Genomic DNA, 21,670 nt, shown 5'->3' with positions numbered 1-21,670 from the left:
CCGGTTCCTTTCGCCCGTCTAGTTCTTTTTCATTTCTGTCAAAGAACAGATCCGGATCCCTTCCTTCTCCAGAGCCTTCCGGATCCGTCTCACAAACGCCAGCGCCTTCTCCCCGTCCCCGTGCACGCAGACGGAATCTGCCCGGATGGGGATATCCTTTCCTGTAATGGCTTGTACTTTTTTCTCCTTCACCATACGGATCACCCGGAAGATGGCTTCCTCCTCATCCGTGATCATGGCGCCGTCCTTTCGGCGGTTTACCAACGTCCCGTCCTCCTCGTAGGCCCGGTCTGCAAACACCTCGCTGGCGGCGGAAAGTCCCATGGATTCTGCCGCCTTTATCATCTCGCTTCCGGACAACGCCATAAGGATCAGGTTGTTGTCATATTCCTGTACCGCCCGGCAGATGGCCTCTGCCAGTCCTGCATCCTTTGCCGCCATGTTATACAAAGCTCCGTGAGGCTTGACGTGCTGCAGCGTCATCCCCTTCGCTCGGCAAAATCCATCCAGTGCTCCCACCTGATACATGGTATACGCTTTTGCCTCCTCATAGGATACCTGCATATTCCTTCTTCCAAATCCCATCAGGTCCGGAAATCCCGGATGCGCTCCCACCTGGATCCCTGCCTCCTTCGCCATTGCAACCGTCCGCTCCATTACCACCGGATCGGACGCATGATATCCGCAGGCCACATTGGCTGACGTAATCCAGGGAATCACCTGTGCGTCCTGCCCCAGCCGGTAACACCCAAAGCTTTCCCCCAGATCACAGTTGAGATCAATCTGATACATCGTTCTACCTCCTGTCTACTCCCGGATCTTCCATCCGTCCTGCCTGGGACTTACCGCCCATCAAAGCTTCAATAAAGCCTGTGTCCGCCTCTCCTTCTGCAAAGGTCGGATGCTTGATCAGCTGGTATTGGAAATCCAGATTGGTTTCCACTCCCAGGATCACCATCTCGTCCAGCGCCGCCCGCATTTTCATCAACGCCTCCTGGCGGCTGGGCGCGTGCACCATAACCTTGGCGATCATGGAATCGTACTCCGACGGGATCCGATACCCCCCATACAGAGCCGTATCTACCCGAACGCCGCACCCTGCCGGCAAATGGATCTTTTCCACCAGCCCGGGGCTTGGCATAAAGTTTTTTTCGGGAATCTCCGCATTGATCCGGCACTCTATGGCATGCCCCCGGATCTGCACCTCCTCCGGGGAAAAGCTAAGCGGTTCCCCCATAGCCACCCGGATCTGCTCCATAATAAGATCCACTCCCGTTACCATCTCTGTCACTCCGTGTTCCACCTGGATGCGGGTGTTCATTTCCATAAAATAAAACCGGCCCTGTCTGTCCACAATATACTCGATCGTACCTGCATTGGTATAGCCCACTGCCTTAGCTGCCATCACCGCATATCGCTCCATCTCTTTTCTTGTTTCCAAAGATACGGCGGGCGACGGAGATTCTTCGATCAGCTTCTGATGATTTCTCTGCACCGAACAGTCCCTCTCCCCCAGAGCCGCTACCGTTCCGTGGGTATCCGCCATGATCTGGATCTCCACATGCCTCGGATTCTGGATAAACCGCTCGATATACATGGTATCATCTCCGAAGGCATTGGCAGATTCTCTTTGCGCCATGTTAAACTGGAATTCAAACTCATCTTCTGATTCTGCCACCCGCATTCCCTTGCCGCCTCCTCCGGAGGAGGCCTTGATCATAACCGGATATCCGATCTCTTCTGCCAGCTCTTTTCCGCGTTCCGCCTGATAAACCGGCTCTTTGGTACCGGGAACCACCGGAACCCCGGCTTCCATCATCGTGATACGCGCCTGCGATTTATTCCCCATTTTGTCAATCACTTCCGGGGACGGCCCGATAAATGTCAAGCCATTTTCCTGGCATCGCCTTACAAATTCACTGTTTTCCGACAAAAACCCAAAGCCCGGATGCACCGCATCTGCTCCCACATTTTTTGCCGCCATGATGATACGGTCCATATTCAGATAGCTTTCTCTGGACGGTCCTTCTCCGATGCAGACCCTTTGATCTGCGATCTGCAGATGCAGGCTTTTTTCATCTTCCTTGGAATAAACTGCCACACTTCTGATCCCCATGTTCCGGCAGGCTCTTGCGATCCGCACCGCGATCTCCCCCCGGTTTGCGATCAATATTTTATTAAACACCGTACTTCCTCCTTTTAGATTTCTCTTTGCAGTAAACCCTGTCGTCCTATATCTTTTTTACCCTAAAAAGAGGCTGCCCATACTCCACTTTCTGCTCGTTGCTTACCAGCACCGCTTCAATCTCGCAGTCAAATTCACTTTGGATCTCATTCATCAGCTTCATGGCCTCCAGAATGCAGACGGTCTGCCCGTTTTTTACCCGATCTCCCACCCGCACAAAAGCCGGTACATCCGGAGCCGCCGCCGAGTAAAAGGTTCCCACGATAGGGGATGTGATAAACAGCGCCTCTTCCTCCTCAGAAGTACTTTCTACCGCCTGCGGTCTGTTTTCCGGCATGACTGCCGGGTGCATTCCCTGGGAGATTACCGGCGGATGATCCAGTTTGCTCATAGTCACCTTGATTTCTTCATCTTTATAGCTAAATTCTGTCAAAGCAGAGTCTTCGATCAGCTTTACCAGTTTTTCGATCTGTTCTATATTCATACGTTCCTCCATTCTTTCCTGTCCCGGGTTTTCCGGCCAGCCTTGTCCTTTTTCCTTCGGGAAGGATCTTTCAGTCTCCTCCTTAACCGTTCAGCAGCTTTGCTACCCGCTTCGCCACCAGTCTGCACTCCAATACCTCCTTGCAGGGCCGGTGGATCTGATTGCGCATTTCTGTCAGTCCTTTTTCTTCTTCCAGATACAGCTTCTGGGCCTCTTCCACAGAAATCGCCTTGAACGTCAGCTTATGGTCTGTTTTTCTCTGTACCACCTTGGGAATATCCACCGAGGCCACCGTAGCGATCTTGGCGTATCCTCCCGTAGTCTGCCGGTCTGCCAGCAAAATGATGGGTTTTCCGTGAGAAGGCACCTGAATGGAACCAAACGCAATCCCGTCGGAAATAATATCAGAAGAATCTTTGGGTGCAATAAACGGCCCTTCCAGCCGGCATCCCATCCGGTCAAATTCGTTGGTCACCGTATAAGCCTCCGACAAAAACGTTTTCACGCCCTGCTTGCTGAACTGTCCCTCCTGGGGTCCCATGATCACGCGGATCTCTTCCTCCTGCTGATCAAATTCATCCAGCTCCAGCGTTCTGGAAAGAAAAAACGGCAGATATCTTCTCTTGATGCGAAACCCGATATAGTCCTCATCCTGAAGCTTCCTTCCCTTAAAGCCTCCGATCCCGCTTTTCAGGTTCGTACACCTGCTTCCCATCACCACCGGAATATCCAGGTAGCTGGAAAAGGCAATGTACCCTCTGCTGCCCGTTCTCGCACTTCCAAATCTCAGGGTATCGCCACGATACATATAGATCGCCGTGTACATGGGCGCCGGCTTTCCATTGATCGTAGGCTGGAAATCCCCTCCCGTAATGGCGATGATGGTTTCGGAGGTAAACTGCAGTGTAGGTCCGATCAGCGTAAACTCCAGCACTGCTTCATTCTCCGGGTTATCCAGAAGAAGGTTGGCTATTTTGAAGGATCGCTTGTCCATCACGCCTGCCACGCTGAAGCCCTGGCTTTGATAGCCGGTCCGCCCCAGATCCTGAACGGTGGTCAGCATCCCCGCCTTTAACACACGGATTCCCATCTTACTCTACCCCCTTCCGAATATTGCACTGATAATCTCCCTGCTCCACCAGCCGTTTGATCCGAAGGTAATCGGGTTCTTCCACCGGAACAAAGCGGATATAATCTCCCGCCTCTACCAGAATCGGCTGTTTCCGCCCCGGATCGTAGGTCTTAATGGGCGTCATTCCCATCAGCTGCCAACCTCCGGGAGAATCCATGGGATAGATCCCGGTCTGGGAGCCTCCGATGCCCACGCTGCCTGCCGGAATGCGGATCCTGGGGTTGGCCAGCCTGGGGGTATGTATCCTCTCATCCAGCCCGCCCAGATAGGTGAAGCCGGGCAGGAATCCCAGCATATAGATCAGATAGTCTGTAGAGGAGTGGATCTTAATCACCTGCTCCTCTGTCAGTCCTGCATGGTCTGCAATGGCTGCAAGGTCCGGTCCGTATTCCCCTCCGTAGCAGACCGGGATCTCAAATACTCTCCTGCCCGCCTCGCCCGGATCCACATCCACCTTCAGCATCCCCCGGATCCTGCAGGTTATTTCTTCATAGGATACCACTCTGGGATCGTAATTGATCAACAGTGAACAAAACGCAGGGATCGTATCGATCACGCCCTCCACCTTCTGTTCTTTGATCAAACGTACCAGCGCAGACAGTCTGCGGTTGATCTCCGGACGGATCTCCTGTTTCATCTGTACCAGGATCGAACTGTCTCCCGCCGTTAAAATCTTTACTTCTTCCATAGCCTCTCTCCTTATAGAAAGCAAATAAGATGCAATGATCCATTGCACCTCCTTTGCCCATATCTTTTCTGCTTAGAACAGCTCTGTCAGCTTCGTTGCAAATGTTGTCACTCCCATGTAGGCAGACAGCCCTACCACTACAACGCCCAAAAGTGTCAGTACCACCGGATGTTTATAGCTGTGCGCTCCCATGATCGACTGTCTGTGTGCTGCGATCAGGCAGATCCCGAGTGTCACCGGAAGGATCAGGCCGTTAAAGGCTCCTGCCAGAACCAGAAGCACTACCGGGCTTCCTACCAGGAACATGACACAGGTAGATACTACAATAAATCCAATGATCACTGCATTTTCATGCTTTTCGATGCTGGGGTGAAAGGTCTTCAAAAAAGATACCGAGGTATACGCTGCTCCGATAATGGAGGTCACTGCCGCACAAAGGAGCACCAGTCCCGCAAACCGGAAGCCCAGTTGTCCGGCCCCCTGCTTAAACGCATCTGCCGCCGGATTGGCTGCATCCAGAGCGACTCCTTTTACCACAACTCCCAGCACTGCCAAAAACAGACCGATCCTGACAATGGTGGCAATGGAAATCCCCATTACAGAACTCTTGTTGATCTCTTTCAGCTTGTCTTCTCCTGTGATCCCGGCATCGATCAGACGGTGTGCTCCGGCAAAGGTAATATAGCCGCCTACCGTTCCTCCCATCAATGTCAGGATGGCAGGAAACAACGTCGTCACTCCTGCTTCCGGCACCACCGTGTTCTTCAGAGCGTCTCCTACCGGAGGCTGTACAATGAAGATCACGATCACGATCAGCAGGATCATCACAGCCGCCAGTATCTTCGTGATCATATCCATGGCTGCCTTAGCATTTTTCAGTAAAAATACCAGAATTGCCAGCAATCCGGCAATCACATAGCCCAGCTTCAGCGGGATTCCCAGCACGGTGTTCAGTCCCAGTGCTCCTCCTCCCACATTTCCAATGTTAAAGACCAGTCCGCCCAGCACGATCATAAAAGAAACAAAATATCCCAGTCCCGGCAGCAGCTTGTTGGCCACGTCCTGCCCCCGAAGTCCCGTAATACAAAGAACTCTCCAAATGTTCATCTGTGCGATGGCCGACAGAACCACAGAAACCAAAATCACAAATCCAAAGCTTGCCAGATACTGCCCGGTAAATGTTGCCGTCTGTGTTAAAAATCCCGGCCCGATCGCCGAGGTTGCCATAAGAAAGGCTGCTCCTAAAAGAGCCCCTCCTCCTTTTTTCTTCTCTCCCATTCCTGTTCTCCCTTCATTCCTTTAATTGGACACAGTATAGCATAAATTACCGTGCATGGCAATCACACCTTCTCTCCTTGCAATTTCCTGTGCTTTCCAAGCAAAAAGGCAGGCATCGCTGCCTGCCTTTTTCTTCCTGCTATAAATCCAAATCCCGTGGGTTCTGATACTCTGGCCCTTCTCTGCGGGTTCCGGGCGTTTCTTCTTTGTGCTTCCGGTCATTCCACCTATGTTCCGGCTTCTGTTTTCGCCCCCGGATCCCACGGATTATCCTCTTTTTTTCTTTGCCGCTACCACGCCGCCAACTGCCAGAATGGATACAACAGCCAGTCCGCCATACAGTGGAAGATTTGCTTGATCTCCCGTCTTCGGAGCCATTGCTTTCTTCTCCTTCACAACTTTTTTGGTAGTCTTCTTTGTCTCTGCTGCCGGCTTCTTATCCTCCTGCGGAGTCGGTGTTACACTCGGATCTGGCTGCGGTTCCGGCTGTGGTTCCGGCTTCGATCCCGGTTCCGGCTGTGGCTCCGGCTTTGGTTCCGGTTTCGGTTCCGGCTGTGGCTCCGGCTTTGGTTCCGGTACCTTTTCCACATACTTTAAAGTAAACTGGATTTTCTTGTCGTCGGACGCTACCACATCTTTCCCTTCCGGATTTTGTACTGCTTTCCACGCAAAACGGAAGGCGCTGGCACTCTGATCCAGAGTAGCGGTCGCCATCATCCTTCCTTCTACGGTTCCTACTACCGTATAATTGGTATCCGGTTTTGCAGCCGCCGTAAATCTTGCCCCAGTCACAACCACCTTCAAAATATCCGGCGTTCTCATGACTGCATCCCGCAACTGCTGGTAGTTAGTGATTCCGGCCATGTTTTTCAGCGCCATCCTGACCATCACCGTTTTTTTGGCGGCATCTACAATCAGATCTCCCGACTTCTCAAATCCTCCGCCTTCTACCAGATTTGCCTGTGGATCTACAAACTCCATTTCCTCCGGAAGAAGGAGGGTTGCAATAAACTCTGCTTCCAGATGAGACAGCTGCATTTTCGAGAACGCCTCTTTCGGCTGCTCCATCTCTGCCTCTATCTCCTTCATCTGGTCCTTTACTTTGGAAATATACAGCGCTCCCGTAAAGGCCGGCCCCTTCTCTCTGGTCGTCTCGTATACCTTATCGTGCTCTGTGTCATCTCCCACCAGAAGATCCCCCGGAAGTTCTGTTTCAAGTGGAGCACGAAACGCCATCGGCGCCGGTATTTCTGCCGGTGCTTCCTCCGCTGTCGGCACTTCCCCTTCTGCCGCTTCTGTCTCTGCTGCAGGACTGTTTTCTGCCGTGGGCGCCGCCGCTTCCACTTCTGTTGCCGGCGTCCCCTCTTCTGCCCGTACATTCGCACACGGAGTCCCCACTCCGCCCACCAATGCAGCTGCCAGCACTGCCGCCAACAGCTTCCCTGCCAATTTTCTGTTTTTCATAAACCTCTCCTTTTCTTTTTATATTGTTGCATCCGGCTCTTTTGATCCGGCTTCAACCAAAAACAGACAACAGGCAAAACCTGCCTGTTGCCATTATTATATCCTGTAAAGGCGGCAAATTTCTACCTTTTTATAAATTTCGTAAAGATTATAAGAAAAAATTGTCTCTGCCTCCCCTTCCATCATCACTCTCTACAATAAAATAACTCCCAAAAAATCTCCTGCGGCGGGTTGCTTTTGCGGCACTATAAAAAAGGCAAGCGTTTGGAGGCACTCACTTAGCGACAGTTCAAATTAACCGTTTTTAGCGACGTCTTCAAGTGGAACCACAACAGAAATAACGGCTATATCGAGCATCATCGCCCGGTATAGCCGTTTTTCTTTTTCAGCCGATTATATCTCCCAAATCATCACCCATGACGGCAATCATAGGGAGAATAATCGGTGAAAGCATTCTTGTCACAAGACGTACAGTTTGTTCGGGTTCCTCAATTTCGCTTTTCTGCTCGTTTTCGGGATCATGATGGTTCTTGCCATAACCCAAAATGCTCAATCCAATGAGAACCATACTGTATTTATACCGAGCTTTAAGCAACTTCATCTTAGCCTCATTTTTTGCAATGGGCTTCAGTTCAGACTGGAGATGAATGTTTTCCATATTAACATAGAAATCATAAACATCACCATCTGCGCTCTTAACATCAAGTGCAGATTCTTTATCAAAGTCATGCGCGTCCCATTCCTCGCGGGTCACCTCGCTGACATTGGGAAGGCTTATGCCGGCTGGGGTAAGCGTGGTTTTACCCTTATTTCCATCGTCGGGTGGTGTTCTGCGACCGCCTCCACCGGGCGTCTCTTGATTGGCGATGACTGTTATTTCAAATGTCTCTTCAAACTGATTATCGTTATTTGTATCAGTTACCGTGAAAACATAGCTGTGATTATCTCCTTCTTTGGCATCAGTGGGCAACTCAAAGTTTAGCGCGGCTATACCATTCCTAAGATTTAGGAAATGGTCTTCACACGGAGCGCCATCTCTTGTCAGGTAGAAAGTGCCTGGATACTTTTCTCGAGTAAAGAAATCATTACACGCGTCAGTTTTAAATCGAATCCGGCATTTGCGTCCAATCTGAGCCTCTCTTTTGAAAGGAACCTCCGTTTTTTTCTTTGACCGAATGAGCGTAAAAAACGTAGGATTGTACTTGCCCTCGAAAACTTCCGCTTCAGAACCTGGCCCCAAATTGATGGGATTCTTCAGCTTTTCGCCGAGAATAAATAGTTTTGACAGAACCGAACTACTCTTAAATACGCTGGAAAGGACATCCTCCAACGGCTTTTCATCATCGAGCTTATCGCTAATAGCTTCTTCGCGGCGCTTTGCTTGAATCTGCTTGAGAGTTTCATTCTCTTTTAGGAACTCTTCCAGATCCGATTCCAGCTTATTTGCAAAGCTACTGCTGCGTGTTCTATCGCGAGAATTCATAAAAAGTTCCTCGCGAGTCGCTTCATCAATACCAGTGCAATCTACTACTGTCAAGAGGTATTCTGACAGATAACTTAAGCCAACCGTACTACGGTTATAAAACTTTTTGTCATAGTTTCCGTGTGTTTGACCATTTTGAGTCAATAATACGCCCTCGGTGCCACGATATTGTGACATATCCAGCTTGGACCCGCTGCTTGTTTTTGCCTTAAATACATAAACGGCTGCGTCTACCTTTTGGCCGCCGATTGTAAAACTGACGGGCACCTTTTCTTCGATGTTGCTGTCTTCCTTGCCCAGCTGATCACTAAGCCTTACATTTAAGCCAGATAGAGTTCTGTGCATTGTATGCCCACGATACCCTTTTCTGCACTCATCAATATATACAGGATATGCAAGGTTAGGAAGAAGCATCGAGAGACGATAATACAAAGCCATGTTAATGTTGGACTTCATGCGCCCTGGCAGATTGTATTCGTACATTTTGCAATACATGCCATATTCCATATCATCATAACCACCGCCTGATGTTGGAATAATAGGCATTAAGTCACTGGCAAAGCTCAATACGCTCTGATCCGAACCTACCAAATATGTAAACTTAGAACTGCGAAGACCTGTCCCTGGCAAAGGGCGCTCCCTCCGAACAATGGTAAAGCCCCACAAATCATGTGTAGCATCATCCTTTTCTTGAATATCAGGGCAGCGTTTACTAATAATCAACTGAAAATTGTTGTTTCCGCAGAACGAGAGCGCACCTGTCCCACCCATATTGAACTTTCCTTGGACAAAAGGCACTTTGAGTTTGTTTGACTTATTAATGCTGAGAATAGTTATGGGCATCTTTAAAGGGCTCTGCCCCTCGCCACGGTCAACGATAACAAAATTTGGACTGTCCTTCTCCCCGGTTGCGGCAAGGATGATGTTTTTTTGTGCAAGGCTTGTTCTCTGGGATTCTGTGAGATTCTGAATCTTTCCGCCAGTAATACCAAAAAACTGCTCCAAAGCGTCTGCAATACTGTGTGGGGATTTATCAGAAGAGGGAGAAATACCCCTTATCATGCATTCCTTCATAAGTAATGCATCTACGGAGTTTACAATTTTTTCAACCAAGGCAGCATCAGCATCGCTTTGCTGATTTCCAATTGTGGACCAGTTATTTTCATTGTCTCCGAAGTTTCTCCATCTGGTTGGATCATCCCAGAGACTTTCAGCCTTCAGAAGGCGAATAACATCGTCCTCTTTTTCACAGGTAGCCAGTGCTATAGCAAGAGATTTGTTATCCATGTGCCCACCGCTTTCTTATTTCTTCTCTTTGAGCGAGAACCGTTCTTCTTTTGAGTCAATACCTAAAAAAGCGTTCTTTGTTGCCTTGACCTCTTTGTCAATGGCGGCAAAGATTTGTTTGATGTCATCGTCATCGTAATCGTAATTCGACTTGTTTGCGCAGTTTGCTAATAGGCGGAGCATATCAAGGATCTTGTTCGTCCGGTTCTCCACAATCCTGACGAATCTATCGCGTTTTGATTCTGCCATATTATTGACCTCCGTATGTTGATTTAATCTCATTATACAGGATCAAGTTCTTTTTGTCAATATTCGATAAATAATTTACAACTATATTTTTCGAATATTTGAAAATTACAGCCACAGGACAAGCGTATAATCCTGTGGCTGTAGTCTTATTCTGATACGCAGAAATAGTAAATAGATACGCCATCTATATTTAGCGATCTTGTTGCGTGGTTACGCGCTATTCTATAAAACTCCTCAAATTCAGCGCTTCCAATATAGTCCATATCCGCATCACTCACATTTATGCCTTCATTCGGAATTAGAATCGCTACGGATCCATTTGTTAGAACACCGCGTGGTTTCCTTATCATCCGTGGATAGTATGTCATATTAGGAACCAAAAAAACATCATCTCTGTCAAGGTATTTTGTTACTTCAAAGGAGCCCATGTCATCGCGATGCACATACATATCATAACCATCTATATGAATGATGCTTTTTCCTTCCCGTGGAATGTTTCGTGATCTAACAACCCAAATCCCATTAACGGCGGTTGCCGAACTCTTTGTTACTTGGCGATCTCTAAAAACCGAAAACACCGAGAATTGTTTGTTACTCAGGACTTGGTCAAACAAATCATTGCGATACAAAACCCAGTTGGGAAGAGCCTTGTCTGTTATGTATCGCTGCATTTGACGCAATTGCTCTTTTCGGGGTATAGATTTAACTAATAGTTTTCCCGGATGACATTGAGTATTAACAACTATAAAGATAGTCTCAATGTGTACTCCTCTAAAACCCGTCTCTCCAAAATCTATTATCGCTTCTATCCTTTTTTTTGCCGTTTTCATCCGAGTGATCTGGTATTCTGTGTTACATAGGATGTTCTTTGGCAAGATTAATGCAACATAGTCGGCCATATTCAGACTTTTACTGACAAAGAACCCGGCAAGATTATTTCCTGTATCGTCATTCAAGAGTTCCCTATACACAGCCAAATTAGGCGATTTAGTTGATAGCTTCAAATATGGCGGATTTCCTATAATTAAATCATAGTGGATGCCAGTGAAATCATGCGTGATGAAATCGTCTTGGAGAATGTTTATTTTCACATTGCTTGGAATAGTCTGGAGCAGAAGGAGTGATTTCAGTATTCTAAGGGCATCAGAATCCGTATCCATCACATCAATAATGACAGCTTTTGCATACGCATACTTTTTGATGAGAAAAGGAATGAAATTACCAGATCCGACGGCTGGTTCCAGAACTCGAATCTCATCTTTCCCAAAAGCCGGAAGGTGCTGGAACACTTCGGTTAAAGTATCTTTTCCAGTATAGTATGCAGCATTTTCTACACGTGCATTATTTGACAATTCTGCAACTCTCGATAACGTGGACACGGATAGTCCTTTATCCTTCTCCTGGAAAGCTCCTCTTGCTTGGATATATTCGAGCAACATATCTACATTATTTAGAGAATATTTTTTTATTATTGTTCGAATATACCCATCGGAATAGTGTTTAACAGAAAGAAATGCATAGATATTATCTGCTATGCTTTTGAAGATTTCCGTAGGAACTGCTTCGCCTATGCACTGCCTTATGTTCGTTTCTTCTTTTTTTAGGAATTCTTGTTTCTTTTTGGAGGGCAAAGCATTGAGTTCAGAATACGGGGTTCCTGACCACTCAAAATCATTTGGGATGGTCATCATTCTCATTAACTCCCTAATACTGAATACTCTATCGTCAACAGGGTGAATCGTATTCTGACTGGCTAATTGATCATTTCGGGTATGAACTGACAGAGCTGGCTTATCCCAAACCTGTCGCTTATACTTGTCTCTTGTTTTATTGACATTCTGAATGATGCTCCCATCTTTACCAATTTTATACGGACGTTTCAGCGGATCATCATTATCAAATGCGGATTCTCCCTCGCCCAGATCGGAAATCCAAGACCGCATATACTCTGGGTAGGACCGGAAAGAATGATAAATATCAGCCCCGAATATTTCTCCCATTATAGACAGCGAGGGCAAGTCCCCGATGATTTCTCTTAAGGTATGTTCTTCTCTTCTGTCTGGGAATAATTCGACAGGCGAAATATATTGTACCAGATTCTTTCTAACACCTATAACAAGCGTTCTTGTTCTGCTGGAGTTGGATCCATAGTACTTGAAGTTTATTGTATCAGCATAATAAGAATAATCATCCCCCAGAATTAGTTGATGTGCTTCTCCTATGCTACAACGCTTTCCTTCTTCTATGATACATTCCGTATCCATAAATGCCGGAACATTTTCAAATACAAAAAACTTGGGCTGGATTCGTTTTACAATATTCAAAGACTCAATAACAAGTGAATTGCGCTCGATATCCCGGTCATTCTTTTTATGGTTGAATATTGACATCCCCTGGCAAGGAGGTGTGGCAATTACAACATCAATTTCAGTGACATATCGGTTTTCTTTCCACCAGGTAATCTCGTCAAAAATTTGTTGTTTTGTGCTATCGAGGGTTATATCACCACAAATATAGCCTTCGTCTCGGCTACATTTGTGATTACATTTTTGGATTACAAGTCGGCGCGGGGATAGTTCATTCGTTGCTACACATTCAAATCCCGCTTGCTTAAACCCATAGCAGCCGACGCCCGCACAGCTGAACAGCGAAATATATGTAAAAGGCTTTTTAGACATCAGTTGCTCACCTTCTCACTCTGTGATGTAACTCGATTATTGTTACGCACCCACGAGTCTACTTCACTAATTTTAAACTTCCATTTCCTGTCTATTTTGTACGCAGGAAGTCCTTGTTTCTTAATCATCTTTTTTACAGTATCCCTACTCGCACCGAGATGCGTACAGATTTCTTCCATAGAAACCCATCTCTCCACATCCTGCATGAGCCTATCCTCCTGTCGTTTTCTAACGCCTCATTATACTAAAAAGAGCGCTCAAAGTCAACGGATTGAACGAATATTTTATACTATTATTCACTATTTATTGTGATTAACTACTAACAATGCTGAATCTTAAACAGGCAGCCTTAAAGTGAACCCCTTTCGGAAATTTTCCGAGAGGGGCTTTCTTTTTTCTGATACCGTCAGTTTTTGCTTTCTCTCAAGGCTACCGGGTAGAGGAGGTTAATAATTCGGCGGATTCTTTTTACTGTGACTTGAAAGATTTTGCCGAGAACACCCCCTCAAAACGGCGCTACAATCTCCGTATGGTGAGAAATAGTTTTCCGGGTGCTCCCAACAAAACGGTTCATCGTGTCCGTATTGTGGAGAACGATCTTTTTCCGAAAACGCTCGGCAAAACGGCGCTCTTTTCTCTTTTGGATGTTGAGAAAAAACTTTGCGGCAAACCCGTGAGCATTTGGCTCTCCTGTGGACTGCTTATAGAGGCATCTTTTCGGAAGAACCTCTGACAACCCCTGTGAGCATCGGGGCTTCGGCTCCGCTCGAACACAAACATAATATCAAAGCCTGATTTATGTATAAGGGCCGGGATACATATCATATTTCACCGCTTAAGCGGGAGGTATGACTGTACCCCAGGATAAGTGCGCCCTTTTCATGATCAGGCCTTATTCTGCGGCGGTGCGTTCCGGCTCTTTTCGTTCTCGGGCGGGAAGGAACACACCGTGAAGATACACTACAACGATCCGTATGGATCACCCTTTGAACTCATCATACCGGATGGAGAGCCGGAGGCGTTAAAGGAGATCATTGAGTATCTTAATGAGAATGCACGTCTCATCCGTAATGCCGAACGTCGGGAGGCCTATCACACTTTATATCATCTTGAAGCACTGGACTACGAAGGCAACTCCATTGCCTACCTCGACACACCGGAGCACATCGTTATCCGAAAGGAGGAAGCCGAGCATATCCAAAGCACACTCACATTACTGACAGAGACGAAGCAACGTCGCTTATGGATGTTAAGTGAGAATATGACGCTGTGTGAGATCGCAGCAGTAGAGGGGGCATCAGCCGGCGCCGTAAAAGAAAGCCTGGATGCGGCAAAAAAGAAATTTCAAAATAATTTCTGAAAACACCCTGACAAAACCCCTGTTTTTTCTATGTATGGTGAGGAGGCTTCCTCAGAAAGGAGAGTAACACCATGAAAAACATTTTTGCGAAAGGAGGAGACTGCCGTGAGACCAATCACACTGTACACCGCAAACTGCCGGGGCAATAAGTTCAATGTCTGCTATCCGGTCAAACGGGAGATCGCCTCGGTCGAGGACCTACGCGAAGCCGTTCGGTACGACCAGGTATTTGCCGAATACAGAGATCACCACAGAGCCGTTGCGGATTTTATCCGTTCGGATTGCTTGCCGTTTGACTGCGACAACGACCATTCGGATGAGGAATGCGAATGGAAAACCGCTGCAGATGTGGAAAAGGCTTTTCCGGGCGTCCCGTTCTACTTAGTCTACAGCCGCCACCATATGGCGTGGAAAGGCACCCGCTCACCGAGACCCCGGTTCCACATCATCTTTCCCATCGACCCGATCACGAACGGAGACGATTACCGTATGCTGAAAGAGTCGGTCATGGCTTTCTTCCCGTTTTTCGACACGGGAGCAAAGGATGCCGCACGATTCTTCTTTGGCGTTCAGGATCCGGTAATCGAACTGCACGGAGGTGAAAACAATGAACCTTAACCACCTTATGACGGACAAGGCTCAATCTTTGAAAGAGCCACGGGCCGATCCCGCAGCATCATACAACTCTTTCGCTGCGCTACCCGACGGATACATCCCCGAAGGGCGACGAAACACCGTCATGTCCCACATTGCCGGGAGGTTGGTCAAGCGGTACGGCGATACCCATGAGGCAAGGGGAGCATTTCTCGAAAAGGCGAAATGCTGCGTCCCGCCTTTAGATGAGAACGAACTGGATAGCATCTGGAGCAGCGCCGTGAAATTCGGTAAAGCGGTTTCCGCTCAACCGGGGTATGTGCCGCCGGAAGTATACAACGATCCCACCCCTTGCAAACCGGATGATTATTCCGACGTCGGACAAGCCTATGCCTTTACCAAGCACTGCCGCAATTATGTCCGCTATTCTCTGGCTACCGACTACATCGTATATGACGGTGTCTGTTGGCAAGAATCAAAACCCCGCTCTCAAGCAGCAATGCAACAGTTTACGGATACCCAACTCGCAGAGGCCAAAGCCTGGCTCACCAGAGCCGAGGAACGCCTGGAAGAGACCGGAGCCAAAGCCGTTATCGCCGCACACGGAAAGAATGCTTCCGAATTCATGACTGAGAAACAGAAATCCGCACTCTTTGCACAGCGTGGAGCCGTTGCTTACAGAAAGTTCGTCCTACAGCGCAGAGATTCCAAATACCAAGTCGCAGCACTGCGTGAAGCCCGACCAATGGTGGAGATCGATCATGGTGAATTGGACAAGGACGGGTTTCTGCTCAACACGCCCGAATATACCGTGGACCTTCGAAAAGGCATGAACGGCATGCAGGAGCACTGCGCCGAGGACTTTATTACCAAATGCACGGCAGTTTCTCCCGGCAGCCGGGGAGCAGACCTGTGGACGGATGCCCTGCACACCTTTTTCTGTGGGGATGCCGAACTGAAGGAATATGTGCAGCGCATTGCCGGATTGACGCTTATCGGTCACGTCTACATCGAGGCACTGATCATTGCCCACGGTGACGGCAGGAACGGCAAATCCACCTTCTGGAATGTATTGGCTCGTGTCATGGGCTCCTACAGTGGCAACATTTCTGCCGATGCTTTGACGGTAGGCTGCAAGAGGAATGTCAAACCGGAATTGGCGGAGACAAAGGGCAAGCGTCTGCTGATCGCCGCCGAATTGGAAGAGGGCATGAGGCTGAACACATCTGTTGTAAAGCAGTTCTGTTCTACGGACGAGATATACGCCGAAAAGAAGTACAAAGACCCATTCGCTTTTACGCCCACGCATACGCTCGTTCTATACACGAATCACCTACCGAAAGTCGGTGCCAATGACCCGGGCACTTGGCGCAGATTGATCGTTGTGCCATTCAACGCAAGGATCGACGGCAGCGGTGATGTCAAAAACTACGCCGACTACCTTTTCGACAATGCCGGTCCCGCCGTTCTTGCGTGGATGATCGAGGGGGCCGAGAAAGTTATCTCGGATAATTTCCGTATCGCTCAACCGGAATGTGTTAAAAAAGCCACGGCACTTTATCGGGAAAACAGCGACTGGCTGTCGCACTTTCTGGAGGAGTGCTGCGAGGTCGGCGATACCTACAGTGAGCGCTCCGGTGATCTGTACGCCGCATATCGCAGCTTTTGCGGTCGAAGCGGAGAATACACCCGTTCCACCACGGACTTTTACGCAGCGGTCGACACCTCCGGTTTCGAGAGAAAGCACACAAAAAGGGGACGCATAGTTCTCGGCCTGCGGCTCAAGTCGGAGTTCGCATCTGTGTTCGCTGCGGATGAGTAACACGCCAAGGTGAAGCTCGGTGACGCTCTCTTCATAAGACCCTTTATAGTGTGTTATTCGGCATACCACTCTAAAGAGAGTTTTATTTATCGACCGTCACGACCTTCACCGCACACGGACGATAAATTCTGCACCAATGACCTGGGGCGGCTTAAATCTCCGGGACCTTGACCATTGGGCAACGGCCCGGGGGCTTACGCACAAAAACAGCGAAATCAAAAGGGTAATTAACACTCACCCGAAAAACATCTATCAAGGAGGAAAATGCACATGAGAAACTACACTTTTTACAATTACAAAGGAGGTAAAACGCTGTTCCCGAAAAACGACTGGCTGACCGAGGAGTACCTGGCGGAGCACGAAAAGATCTTCATGACGGAATATTTGGCGAATGATGATCGGAGAAAGGTCTATCACCGTTATCGACTCCGCACTTGTGACCCGACCCGCTTCACGGACACCCTGGAATACGATCTCAAATGCCCTCATTGCAACGGTGATCTGCGCCTTTGCGGACTGCCGCTCGATGCCACCACTCACGGCCTGTATAAATGCAGACGCTGCGATGAAGCAACCGAAAGGAGATAAGAATAATGAAAACGATCAACGAAGTCAGAAACATTACGGCCACGCAGGAATACGATAAACATTTCTGGAATGCCATGAGGCTTAAGCCCGACAGCGAGATGGCTATGCGTGATGCGATGGACAGCGTCACCGGAACATACTTTACCCCGACTACCGGAGAAGCCGACCTTCGTAAGATGGTCGTCCGGGAAAGCATCATTCGTCCACTCGCAACGAACCTGAAGAAGTACCAGGGCGGGTCGGTGATCTGGGCAGCTGATTCCCGTGATTACGCATCTTTCGTCCCGGAGGGCGCACCCATCCCCGGCTTTGATGTCGAGGAGGATTTTACTCGCATCCGTGTCGGCAGTCACAAAATCGCCTGTCTGCTCAAACTGAGCGAGGAGTTTGCTCTTGATGCGGACTTTGACCTCAAAAAGTACATTTCCGAGCGCATGGGTAAGTCTTTCGCATATGCGGAGGACAAAGCATTCATCTGCGGTAGCGGCGTAAACGAGCCATTTGGGCTGCTCCATAATACCGAAGGGGCAGAAATAGGAACTGCGGTATCTGCGCTGACCTATGATGCCGTCATTGACTTGTTCTTCTCTGTGAAGCCGGAGTATCGCACCCATGCTACTTGGCTGATGAATGATCGCACCGCTGCGGCGCTTCGGAAGTTGAAAGATGATTCGGGCAACTATTTTTGGAACAGCAGCACGGATACCGTTCTCGGCAAGCCAATCCGCATCTGCAATGAACTTCCGGACATTGCCGCCGGAGCAAAGCCCGTACTATTCGGTGACTTCCGGTACTACTGGATCGTAGACCGCTCTCCCGTCAGCATGAAAGCACTGAAGGAGTGCTTTGCTATGAGCGGTCGTGTGGGATATGTTGCGTTCGAGTTGCTCGATGCCCGACTTGTGCGCAGGGATGCCGTAAAAGCGATCTCCGTTATTGAAGAAAGCGTGTGATCCTATGAGCGCAGCGGTCAGCACATATGAGGGCAGACCCTGCACCGTTTCGGAAATGGCCGTGGGCAACACTCTGTTCACGGTCATCTCCGTACAAAGCGATTCTGCAAGGGAAACTGCTTTTGAAAAGGTCAAAAAACTGATCCTGGGCAACTGCACATCAGCTCCGGAAAAGTTATCTCAAAATTCAAATAAACATTGAAGAAATAACTTGCTTTTTCTGCGACAGTACGGGAATATGTAGTACCGCTTGAAGACGGTCGGAAAGGAGAATTATTATGAAAATGAACATCAGCGTTTCCAAAACAAACAGGCCGTCTTTCTCTGTCGCAGGAGACAAGGTCACCGCTCTTTACTGCAGGCTGTCCCGTGACGATGATCTACAGGGCGAAAGCAACAGCATCGTGAACCAGAAAGCTATCCTGAAAAAGTATGCCGACGATCACGGATTCACCAGCACGGCTTATTTCGTAGACGATGGTTACAGCGGAACCAATTTTGACCGCCCGGACTGGCAACGCCTGCTCGGCATGATCGACGAAGGGCGTATCGGTACCATTATCGTGAAGGATATGAGCCGATTGGGAAGGGACTATCTTCAGGTGGGTATGTACACGGAGATGGTGTTCCCGAACAACGATATCCGCTTCATCGCCATCAACAACGGTGTAGACAGTGCAAATCAGATGGAGAACGACATGACGCCGTTCATCAACATTTTTAACGAGTTCTACGCCAAAGACACCAGCAAGAAAGTCAAGGCTGTGTTCCGCGCTAAAGGAAATTCCGGTAAACCGCTGACTACCAATCCGCCTTACGGCTATCTGAAAGACCCCAATGACAAACACCATTGGATCATAGACCCGGAGGCGGCACCGGTAGTACAGGAAATGTTTAAAATGTGCGTTGCCGGAAAAGGCCCTTCGCAGATCTCGAAAGAACTGATGCGCCGTGGCATTCCGACGCCCTCCGAACATATGCATACGCTTGGAATCAAGACGCCCGCAAAGCAGTCGGAACAGCCCGGCTTCTGGCAGCAACGCACCATAGCCGACTTGCTGATGAAGCCCGAATACTTGGGCCATACAGTCAATTTCCGCACAAGAAGGAAGTCCTTCAAGTGCAAAAAGACCGTGTGGAACGATCCTTCCGAATGGTCGATCTTTGAGAATACCCACGAACCGATCATTGATCAGGAAACATTCGATATCGTCCAGCGTATTCGGGAAGGGCGCAGAAGACTTACTCCGATCGGTGAGATGCCGATACTCTCCGGAATACTGTTCTGTGCCGACTGCGGAGCCAAACTGTACCAAGTCAGAGCGAGGGGCTGGAAACACGAACAAGAGTACTTCACCTGTGCATCCTACCGAAAAGGGCAAGGGCTTTGTTCTCCCCACCAAATCCACAATGTCCAGGTGGAAGAGATCCTGCTTCGGCAATTAAAGAGCATTACGGCTTATGCACGTTCCCATGAAACGGAATTTGTAGAACTGGTCACGAAGCAGAACGAAAAGGAACTCAATCGCCTGATGCGTAGCAGCAGCAAGGAACTTGTTCAGGCGAAAGAACGCATCAAGAAGCTGGATAGTATCATGCAGCGGCTCTACGAGGATAACCTCGACGGAAAAATATCCGACGACCGTTTTTTCCGAATGTCCGCTACCTACGAAACCGAGCAGAAACAATTGGAAGCAAGAGTCTCAGAACTGGAGGCGGCTATTGCGGAGGCTCGGGAGCAACGCCTGAATGTAGATTCCTTCTTGGGAATGGTGCGCCGGTATACGGACATTACGGAACTCACAGCAGAGATCATCCGCTCTTTCGTGGAGAAGATTGAGGTGAAGAAACCGGAGAAAGTCCCCGGTACACGGACAAAAAAGCAGACCTTGGTCATCTGGTGGAACTTTATCGGTGTGGTCGATATCCCACAACAAACGCAAAAAGAAACGGCATAGCCTATATGATCGTAAACTATGCCGTATCCTTTTTGAGCACCTTTCGTCCTTAAGTGAATGCGGACTTCTGCCTGCCTTTTTCTTCCTGCTACAAACCCGGGTCCCCGGATCTCAGCAAATTATCCTCTTTTTTTCTTTGCCGCTACCACGCCGCCAACTGCCAGAATAGATACAACAGCCAGTCCGCCATACAGTGGAAGATTTGCATGATCTCCCGTCTTCGGAGCCATTGCTTTCTTCTCCTTCACAACTTTTTTGGTGGTCTTCTTTGTCTCTGCTGCCGGCTTCTTATCCTCCTGCGGAGTCGGTGTTACACTTGGCTCCGGCTGTGGTTCCGGCGCTTTCTCCACATACTTCAGCGTAAACTGAATCGTCTTGTCGTCGGACGCTACCACATCTTTTCCATCCGTATGCTGTACTGCCTCCCATTCAAAGTCAAACGGCATTTGATTCCCATAGAGGGTAGCTTTCGCACTCATCGTTCCATCCACCCTACCCACTACTGTGTAGTTGGTGTCCGGTTTTGCATCTGCCGTAAACTTTGCTCCGGTCACAACTACCTTCAGCACATCCGGTGTTCCCATGATCGCATCCCGCAGTTTTTGGTAGGTGTTGATCGTTGCAGCATCCTTCAGCTGCATTTTAACAGTCACAACCTTCTTGCCCGCATCTACGATCACATCCGTTGCCTCAAACGCGCCGCCTTCTACCAAAGTTCCCTTAGGATTTACAAACTCCATTTCCTCCGGAAGAAGGAGGGTTGCAACAAACTCTGTCTTCACATCAGACAACTGGATCATCGGGAAAGCTGCTGCCGGAACTCCGATCTGCTGTTCTATGCTTTTCATCTGCTCTTTCACCTTGGAAACATACAGCGCTCCTGTAAAAGCTACTTCCGCATCCTTCGTCGTCTCATATACCTTGTCGTGCTCCGTGTCTTCGCCTACCAAAAGGTCTCCCGGAAGTTCTGTTGCATTCTGTCCGTTTGCTGCTACCGGGGCAACCGCATTGTTTTCTGCTACCGGGGCAGCCGCATCGTTTTCTGCTGCCGGTGCCGCCTCTGCTCCTGTCGCAGCATCGTTCTCTGTCACAGCTGCATTTTCTGCTGCCGGCGCTGTCGCCTCCGTCCCTGCTGCGGGGGTTCCTTCTTCCGCACGCACATTCACAAGCGGAGTCACTACTCCACCAACCAAGGCAAACGTCAAAACTGCCGCGAACAATTTCTTTGCTAATTTCTTGTTTCTCATAATCCTCTCCCTTTCTTTCCTATATTGTTGTATCCGATTGTTTTCATTCGGCTTCAACTTGCATTCACAAACAGACAAACTCCGACTGTTTTTGTCATTATACCCTGTCAAGAGGGGGATTTCCACTGTTTTATAGATTTTTGTGAAATTTTTCTTAAAAACCGCCTCTTTAGTCCCCCTCAGCAGTGTTGTCTGTCAGCACGGACATTGCCTCTTCCCC

Annotated in this window: 18 protein-coding genes; 6 read left to right on the top strand and 12 right to left on the bottom strand. The window is 48.7% G+C overall.

Features of this window, described 5'->3' with window-relative positions; genetic code table 11:
- Positions 1–18: 18 nt before the first annotated feature.
- From FYJ34_RS07325 to FYJ34_RS07275, 11 genes are all read right to left on the bottom strand, one after another.
- Positions 19–792 carry a LamB/YcsF family protein gene (locus FYJ34_RS07325; protein ID WP_154477457.1) on the bottom strand — a complete coding sequence of 258 codons (774 nt, stop codon included), beginning with the start codon at positions 790–792 and terminating at the stop codon, positions 19–21.
- Positions 793–796: 4 nt separating this feature from the next.
- A complete protein-coding gene (gene accC, locus FYJ34_RS07320) occupies positions 797–2,185 on the bottom strand; it encodes an acetyl-CoA carboxylase biotin carboxylase subunit (RefSeq protein WP_330582550.1) in 1,389 nt (462 codons plus the stop codon).
- Positions 2,186–2,231: 46 nt separating this feature from the next.
- Positions 2,232–2,669, bottom strand: a complete 438-nt coding sequence (gene accB, locus FYJ34_RS07315; RefSeq protein ID WP_154477455.1) for an acetyl-CoA carboxylase biotin carboxyl carrier protein — start codon at positions 2,667–2,669, stop codon at positions 2,232–2,234.
- Positions 2,670–2,751: 82 nt separating this feature from the next.
- Positions 2,752–3,759 carry a 5-oxoprolinase subunit C family protein gene (locus FYJ34_RS07310; RefSeq protein WP_154477453.1) on the bottom strand — a complete coding sequence of 336 codons (1,008 nt, stop codon included), beginning with the start codon at positions 3,757–3,759 and terminating at the stop codon, positions 2,752–2,754.
- Between the two features lies 1 nt (position 3,760).
- Positions 3,761–4,489 carry a 5-oxoprolinase subunit PxpB gene (gene pxpB / locus FYJ34_RS07305; protein ID WP_154477451.1) on the bottom strand — a complete coding sequence of 243 codons (729 nt, stop codon included), beginning with the start codon at positions 4,487–4,489 and terminating at the stop codon, positions 3,761–3,763.
- A gap of 72 nt (positions 4,490–4,561) precedes the next feature.
- Positions 4,562–5,767 (bottom strand): NRAMP family divalent metal transporter, encoded by a 1,206-nt coding sequence (locus FYJ34_RS07300; protein WP_154477449.1) that lies wholly within the window; start codon positions 5,765–5,767, stop codon positions 4,562–4,564.
- A gap of 267 nt (positions 5,768–6,034) precedes the next feature.
- Positions 6,035–7,231 carry an LPXTG cell wall anchor domain-containing protein gene (locus FYJ34_RS07295; protein WP_154477447.1) on the bottom strand — a complete coding sequence of 399 codons (1,197 nt, stop codon included), beginning with the start codon at positions 7,229–7,231 and terminating at the stop codon, positions 6,035–6,037.
- 385 nt (positions 7,232–7,616) lie between these two features.
- Positions 7,617–10,001: a hypothetical protein gene (locus FYJ34_RS07290; RefSeq protein ID WP_154477445.1), complete on the bottom strand. Its 2,385-nt coding sequence runs from the start codon at positions 9,999–10,001 to the stop codon at positions 7,617–7,619.
- A 15-nt stretch (positions 10,002–10,016) separates the two neighbouring features.
- Complete coding sequence (locus FYJ34_RS07285; RefSeq protein WP_154477443.1) at positions 10,017–10,250, bottom strand: hypothetical protein; 234 nt, start codon at positions 10,248–10,250, stop codon at positions 10,017–10,019.
- Positions 10,251–10,396: 146 nt separating this feature from the next.
- Positions 10,397–12,928 carry a DNA cytosine methyltransferase gene (locus tag FYJ34_RS07280; protein WP_154477441.1) on the bottom strand — a complete coding sequence of 844 codons (2,532 nt, stop codon included), beginning with the start codon at positions 12,926–12,928 and terminating at the stop codon, positions 10,397–10,399.
- Positions 12,928–13,107, bottom strand: coding sequence for a helix-turn-helix domain-containing protein (locus tag FYJ34_RS07275; RefSeq protein ID WP_330582611.1), 180 nt, complete (start codon positions 13,105–13,107; stop codon positions 12,928–12,930). Before FYJ34_RS07275 ends, FYJ34_RS07280 begins: the two co-directional genes overlap by 1 nt.
- 770 nt (positions 13,108–13,877) lie before the next feature.
- Between FYJ34_RS07275 and FYJ34_RS07270 the strand changes: the two genes are divergently transcribed.
- From FYJ34_RS07270 to FYJ34_RS07240, 6 genes are all read left to right on the top strand, one after another.
- The gene (locus FYJ34_RS07270) at positions 13,878–14,288 is read left to right on the top strand and encodes an RNA polymerase sigma factor (RefSeq protein ID WP_154477437.1); all 411 of its coding nucleotides are present in this window, start codon (positions 13,878–13,880) and stop codon (positions 14,286–14,288) included.
- A gap of 105 nt (positions 14,289–14,393) precedes the next feature.
- Positions 14,394–14,906 carry a hypothetical protein gene (locus FYJ34_RS07265; protein WP_154477435.1) on the top strand — a complete coding sequence of 171 codons (513 nt, stop codon included), beginning with the start codon at positions 14,394–14,396 and terminating at the stop codon, positions 14,904–14,906.
- On the top strand, positions 14,896–16,704 hold the full coding sequence (locus FYJ34_RS07260; protein ID WP_154477433.1) for a phage/plasmid primase, P4 family: 1,809 nt from the start codon (positions 14,896–14,898) through the stop codon (positions 16,702–16,704). Before FYJ34_RS07265 ends, FYJ34_RS07260 begins: the two co-directional genes overlap by 11 nt.
- A gap of 270 nt (positions 16,705–16,974) precedes the next feature.
- Positions 16,975–17,292: a hypothetical protein gene (locus FYJ34_RS07255; RefSeq protein ID WP_154477431.1), complete on the top strand. Its 318-nt coding sequence runs from the start codon at positions 16,975–16,977 to the stop codon at positions 17,290–17,292.
- A gap of 5 nt (positions 17,293–17,297) precedes the next feature.
- Positions 17,298–18,245 carry a phage major capsid protein gene (locus FYJ34_RS07250; protein ID WP_154477429.1) on the top strand — a complete coding sequence of 316 codons (948 nt, stop codon included), beginning with the start codon at positions 17,298–17,300 and terminating at the stop codon, positions 18,243–18,245.
- A gap of 278 nt (positions 18,246–18,523) precedes the next feature.
- A complete protein-coding gene (locus FYJ34_RS07240) occupies positions 18,524–20,203 on the top strand; it encodes a recombinase family protein (RefSeq protein ID WP_154477425.1) in 1,680 nt (559 codons plus the stop codon).
- A gap of 119 nt (positions 20,204–20,322) precedes the next feature.
- On the opposite strand, the gene FYJ34_RS07235 is transcribed toward FYJ34_RS07240, so the two are convergent.
- The gene (locus tag FYJ34_RS07235; protein ID WP_154477423.1) at positions 20,323–21,450 is read right to left on the bottom strand and encodes an LPXTG cell wall anchor domain-containing protein; all 1,128 of its coding nucleotides are present in this window, start codon (positions 21,448–21,450) and stop codon (positions 20,323–20,325) included.
- Positions 21,451–21,670: the final 220 nt, after the last annotated feature.

Source organism: Suipraeoptans intestinalis, assembly GCF_009696485.1.
In the GTDB taxonomy this organism is placed as follows: domain Bacteria; phylum Bacillota; class Clostridia; order Lachnospirales; family Lachnospiraceae; genus Suipraeoptans; species Suipraeoptans intestinalis.
This window is presented reverse-complemented; position numbering and strand designations above follow the sequence as displayed.

Coding starts and splice junctions, on each gene's coding strand:
- FYJ34_RS07295 (WP_154477447.1), bottom strand. CDS start 7,231: ATGAAAAACAGAAAATTGGCAGGGAAGCTGTTGGCGGCAGTGCTGGCA.
- FYJ34_RS07275 (WP_330582611.1), bottom strand. CDS start 13,107: ATGGAAGAAATCTGTACGCATCTCGGTGCGAGTAGGGATACTGTAAAA.
- FYJ34_RS07280 (WP_154477441.1), bottom strand. CDS start 12,928: ATGTCTAAAAAGCCTTTTACATATATTTCGCTGTTCAGCTGTGCGGGC.
- FYJ34_RS07255 (WP_154477431.1), top strand. CDS start 16,975: ATGAGAAACTACACTTTTTACAATTACAAAGGAGGTAAAACGCTGTTC.
- FYJ34_RS07240 (WP_154477425.1), top strand. CDS start 18,524: ATGAAAATGAACATCAGCGTTTCCAAAACAAACAGGCCGTCTTTCTCT.
- pxpB (WP_154477451.1), bottom strand. CDS start 4,489: ATGGAAGAAGTAAAGATTTTAACGGCGGGAGACAGTTCGATCCTGGTA.
- FYJ34_RS07300 (WP_154477449.1), bottom strand. CDS start 5,767: ATGGGAGAGAAGAAAAAAGGAGGAGGGGCTCTTTTAGGAGCAGCCTTT.
- FYJ34_RS07290 (WP_154477445.1), bottom strand. CDS start 10,001: ATGGATAACAAATCTCTTGCTATAGCACTGGCTACCTGTGAAAAAGAG.
- FYJ34_RS07285 (WP_154477443.1), bottom strand. CDS start 10,250: ATGGCAGAATCAAAACGCGATAGATTCGTCAGGATTGTGGAGAACCGG.
- FYJ34_RS07325 (WP_154477457.1), bottom strand. CDS start 792: ATGTATCAGATTGATCTCAACTGTGATCTGGGGGAAAGCTTTGGGTGT.
- FYJ34_RS07235 (WP_154477423.1), bottom strand. CDS start 21,450: ATGAGAAACAAGAAATTAGCAAAGAAATTGTTCGCGGCAGTTTTGACG.
- accB (WP_154477455.1), bottom strand. CDS start 2,669: ATGAATATAGAACAGATCGAAAAACTGGTAAAGCTGATCGAAGACTCT.
- FYJ34_RS07250 (WP_154477429.1), top strand. CDS start 17,298: ATGAAAACGATCAACGAAGTCAGAAACATTACGGCCACGCAGGAATAC.
- FYJ34_RS07310 (WP_154477453.1), bottom strand. CDS start 3,759: ATGGGAATCCGTGTGTTAAAGGCGGGGATGCTGACCACCGTTCAGGAT.
- FYJ34_RS07260 (WP_154477433.1), top strand. CDS start 14,896: ATGAACCTTAACCACCTTATGACGGACAAGGCTCAATCTTTGAAAGAG.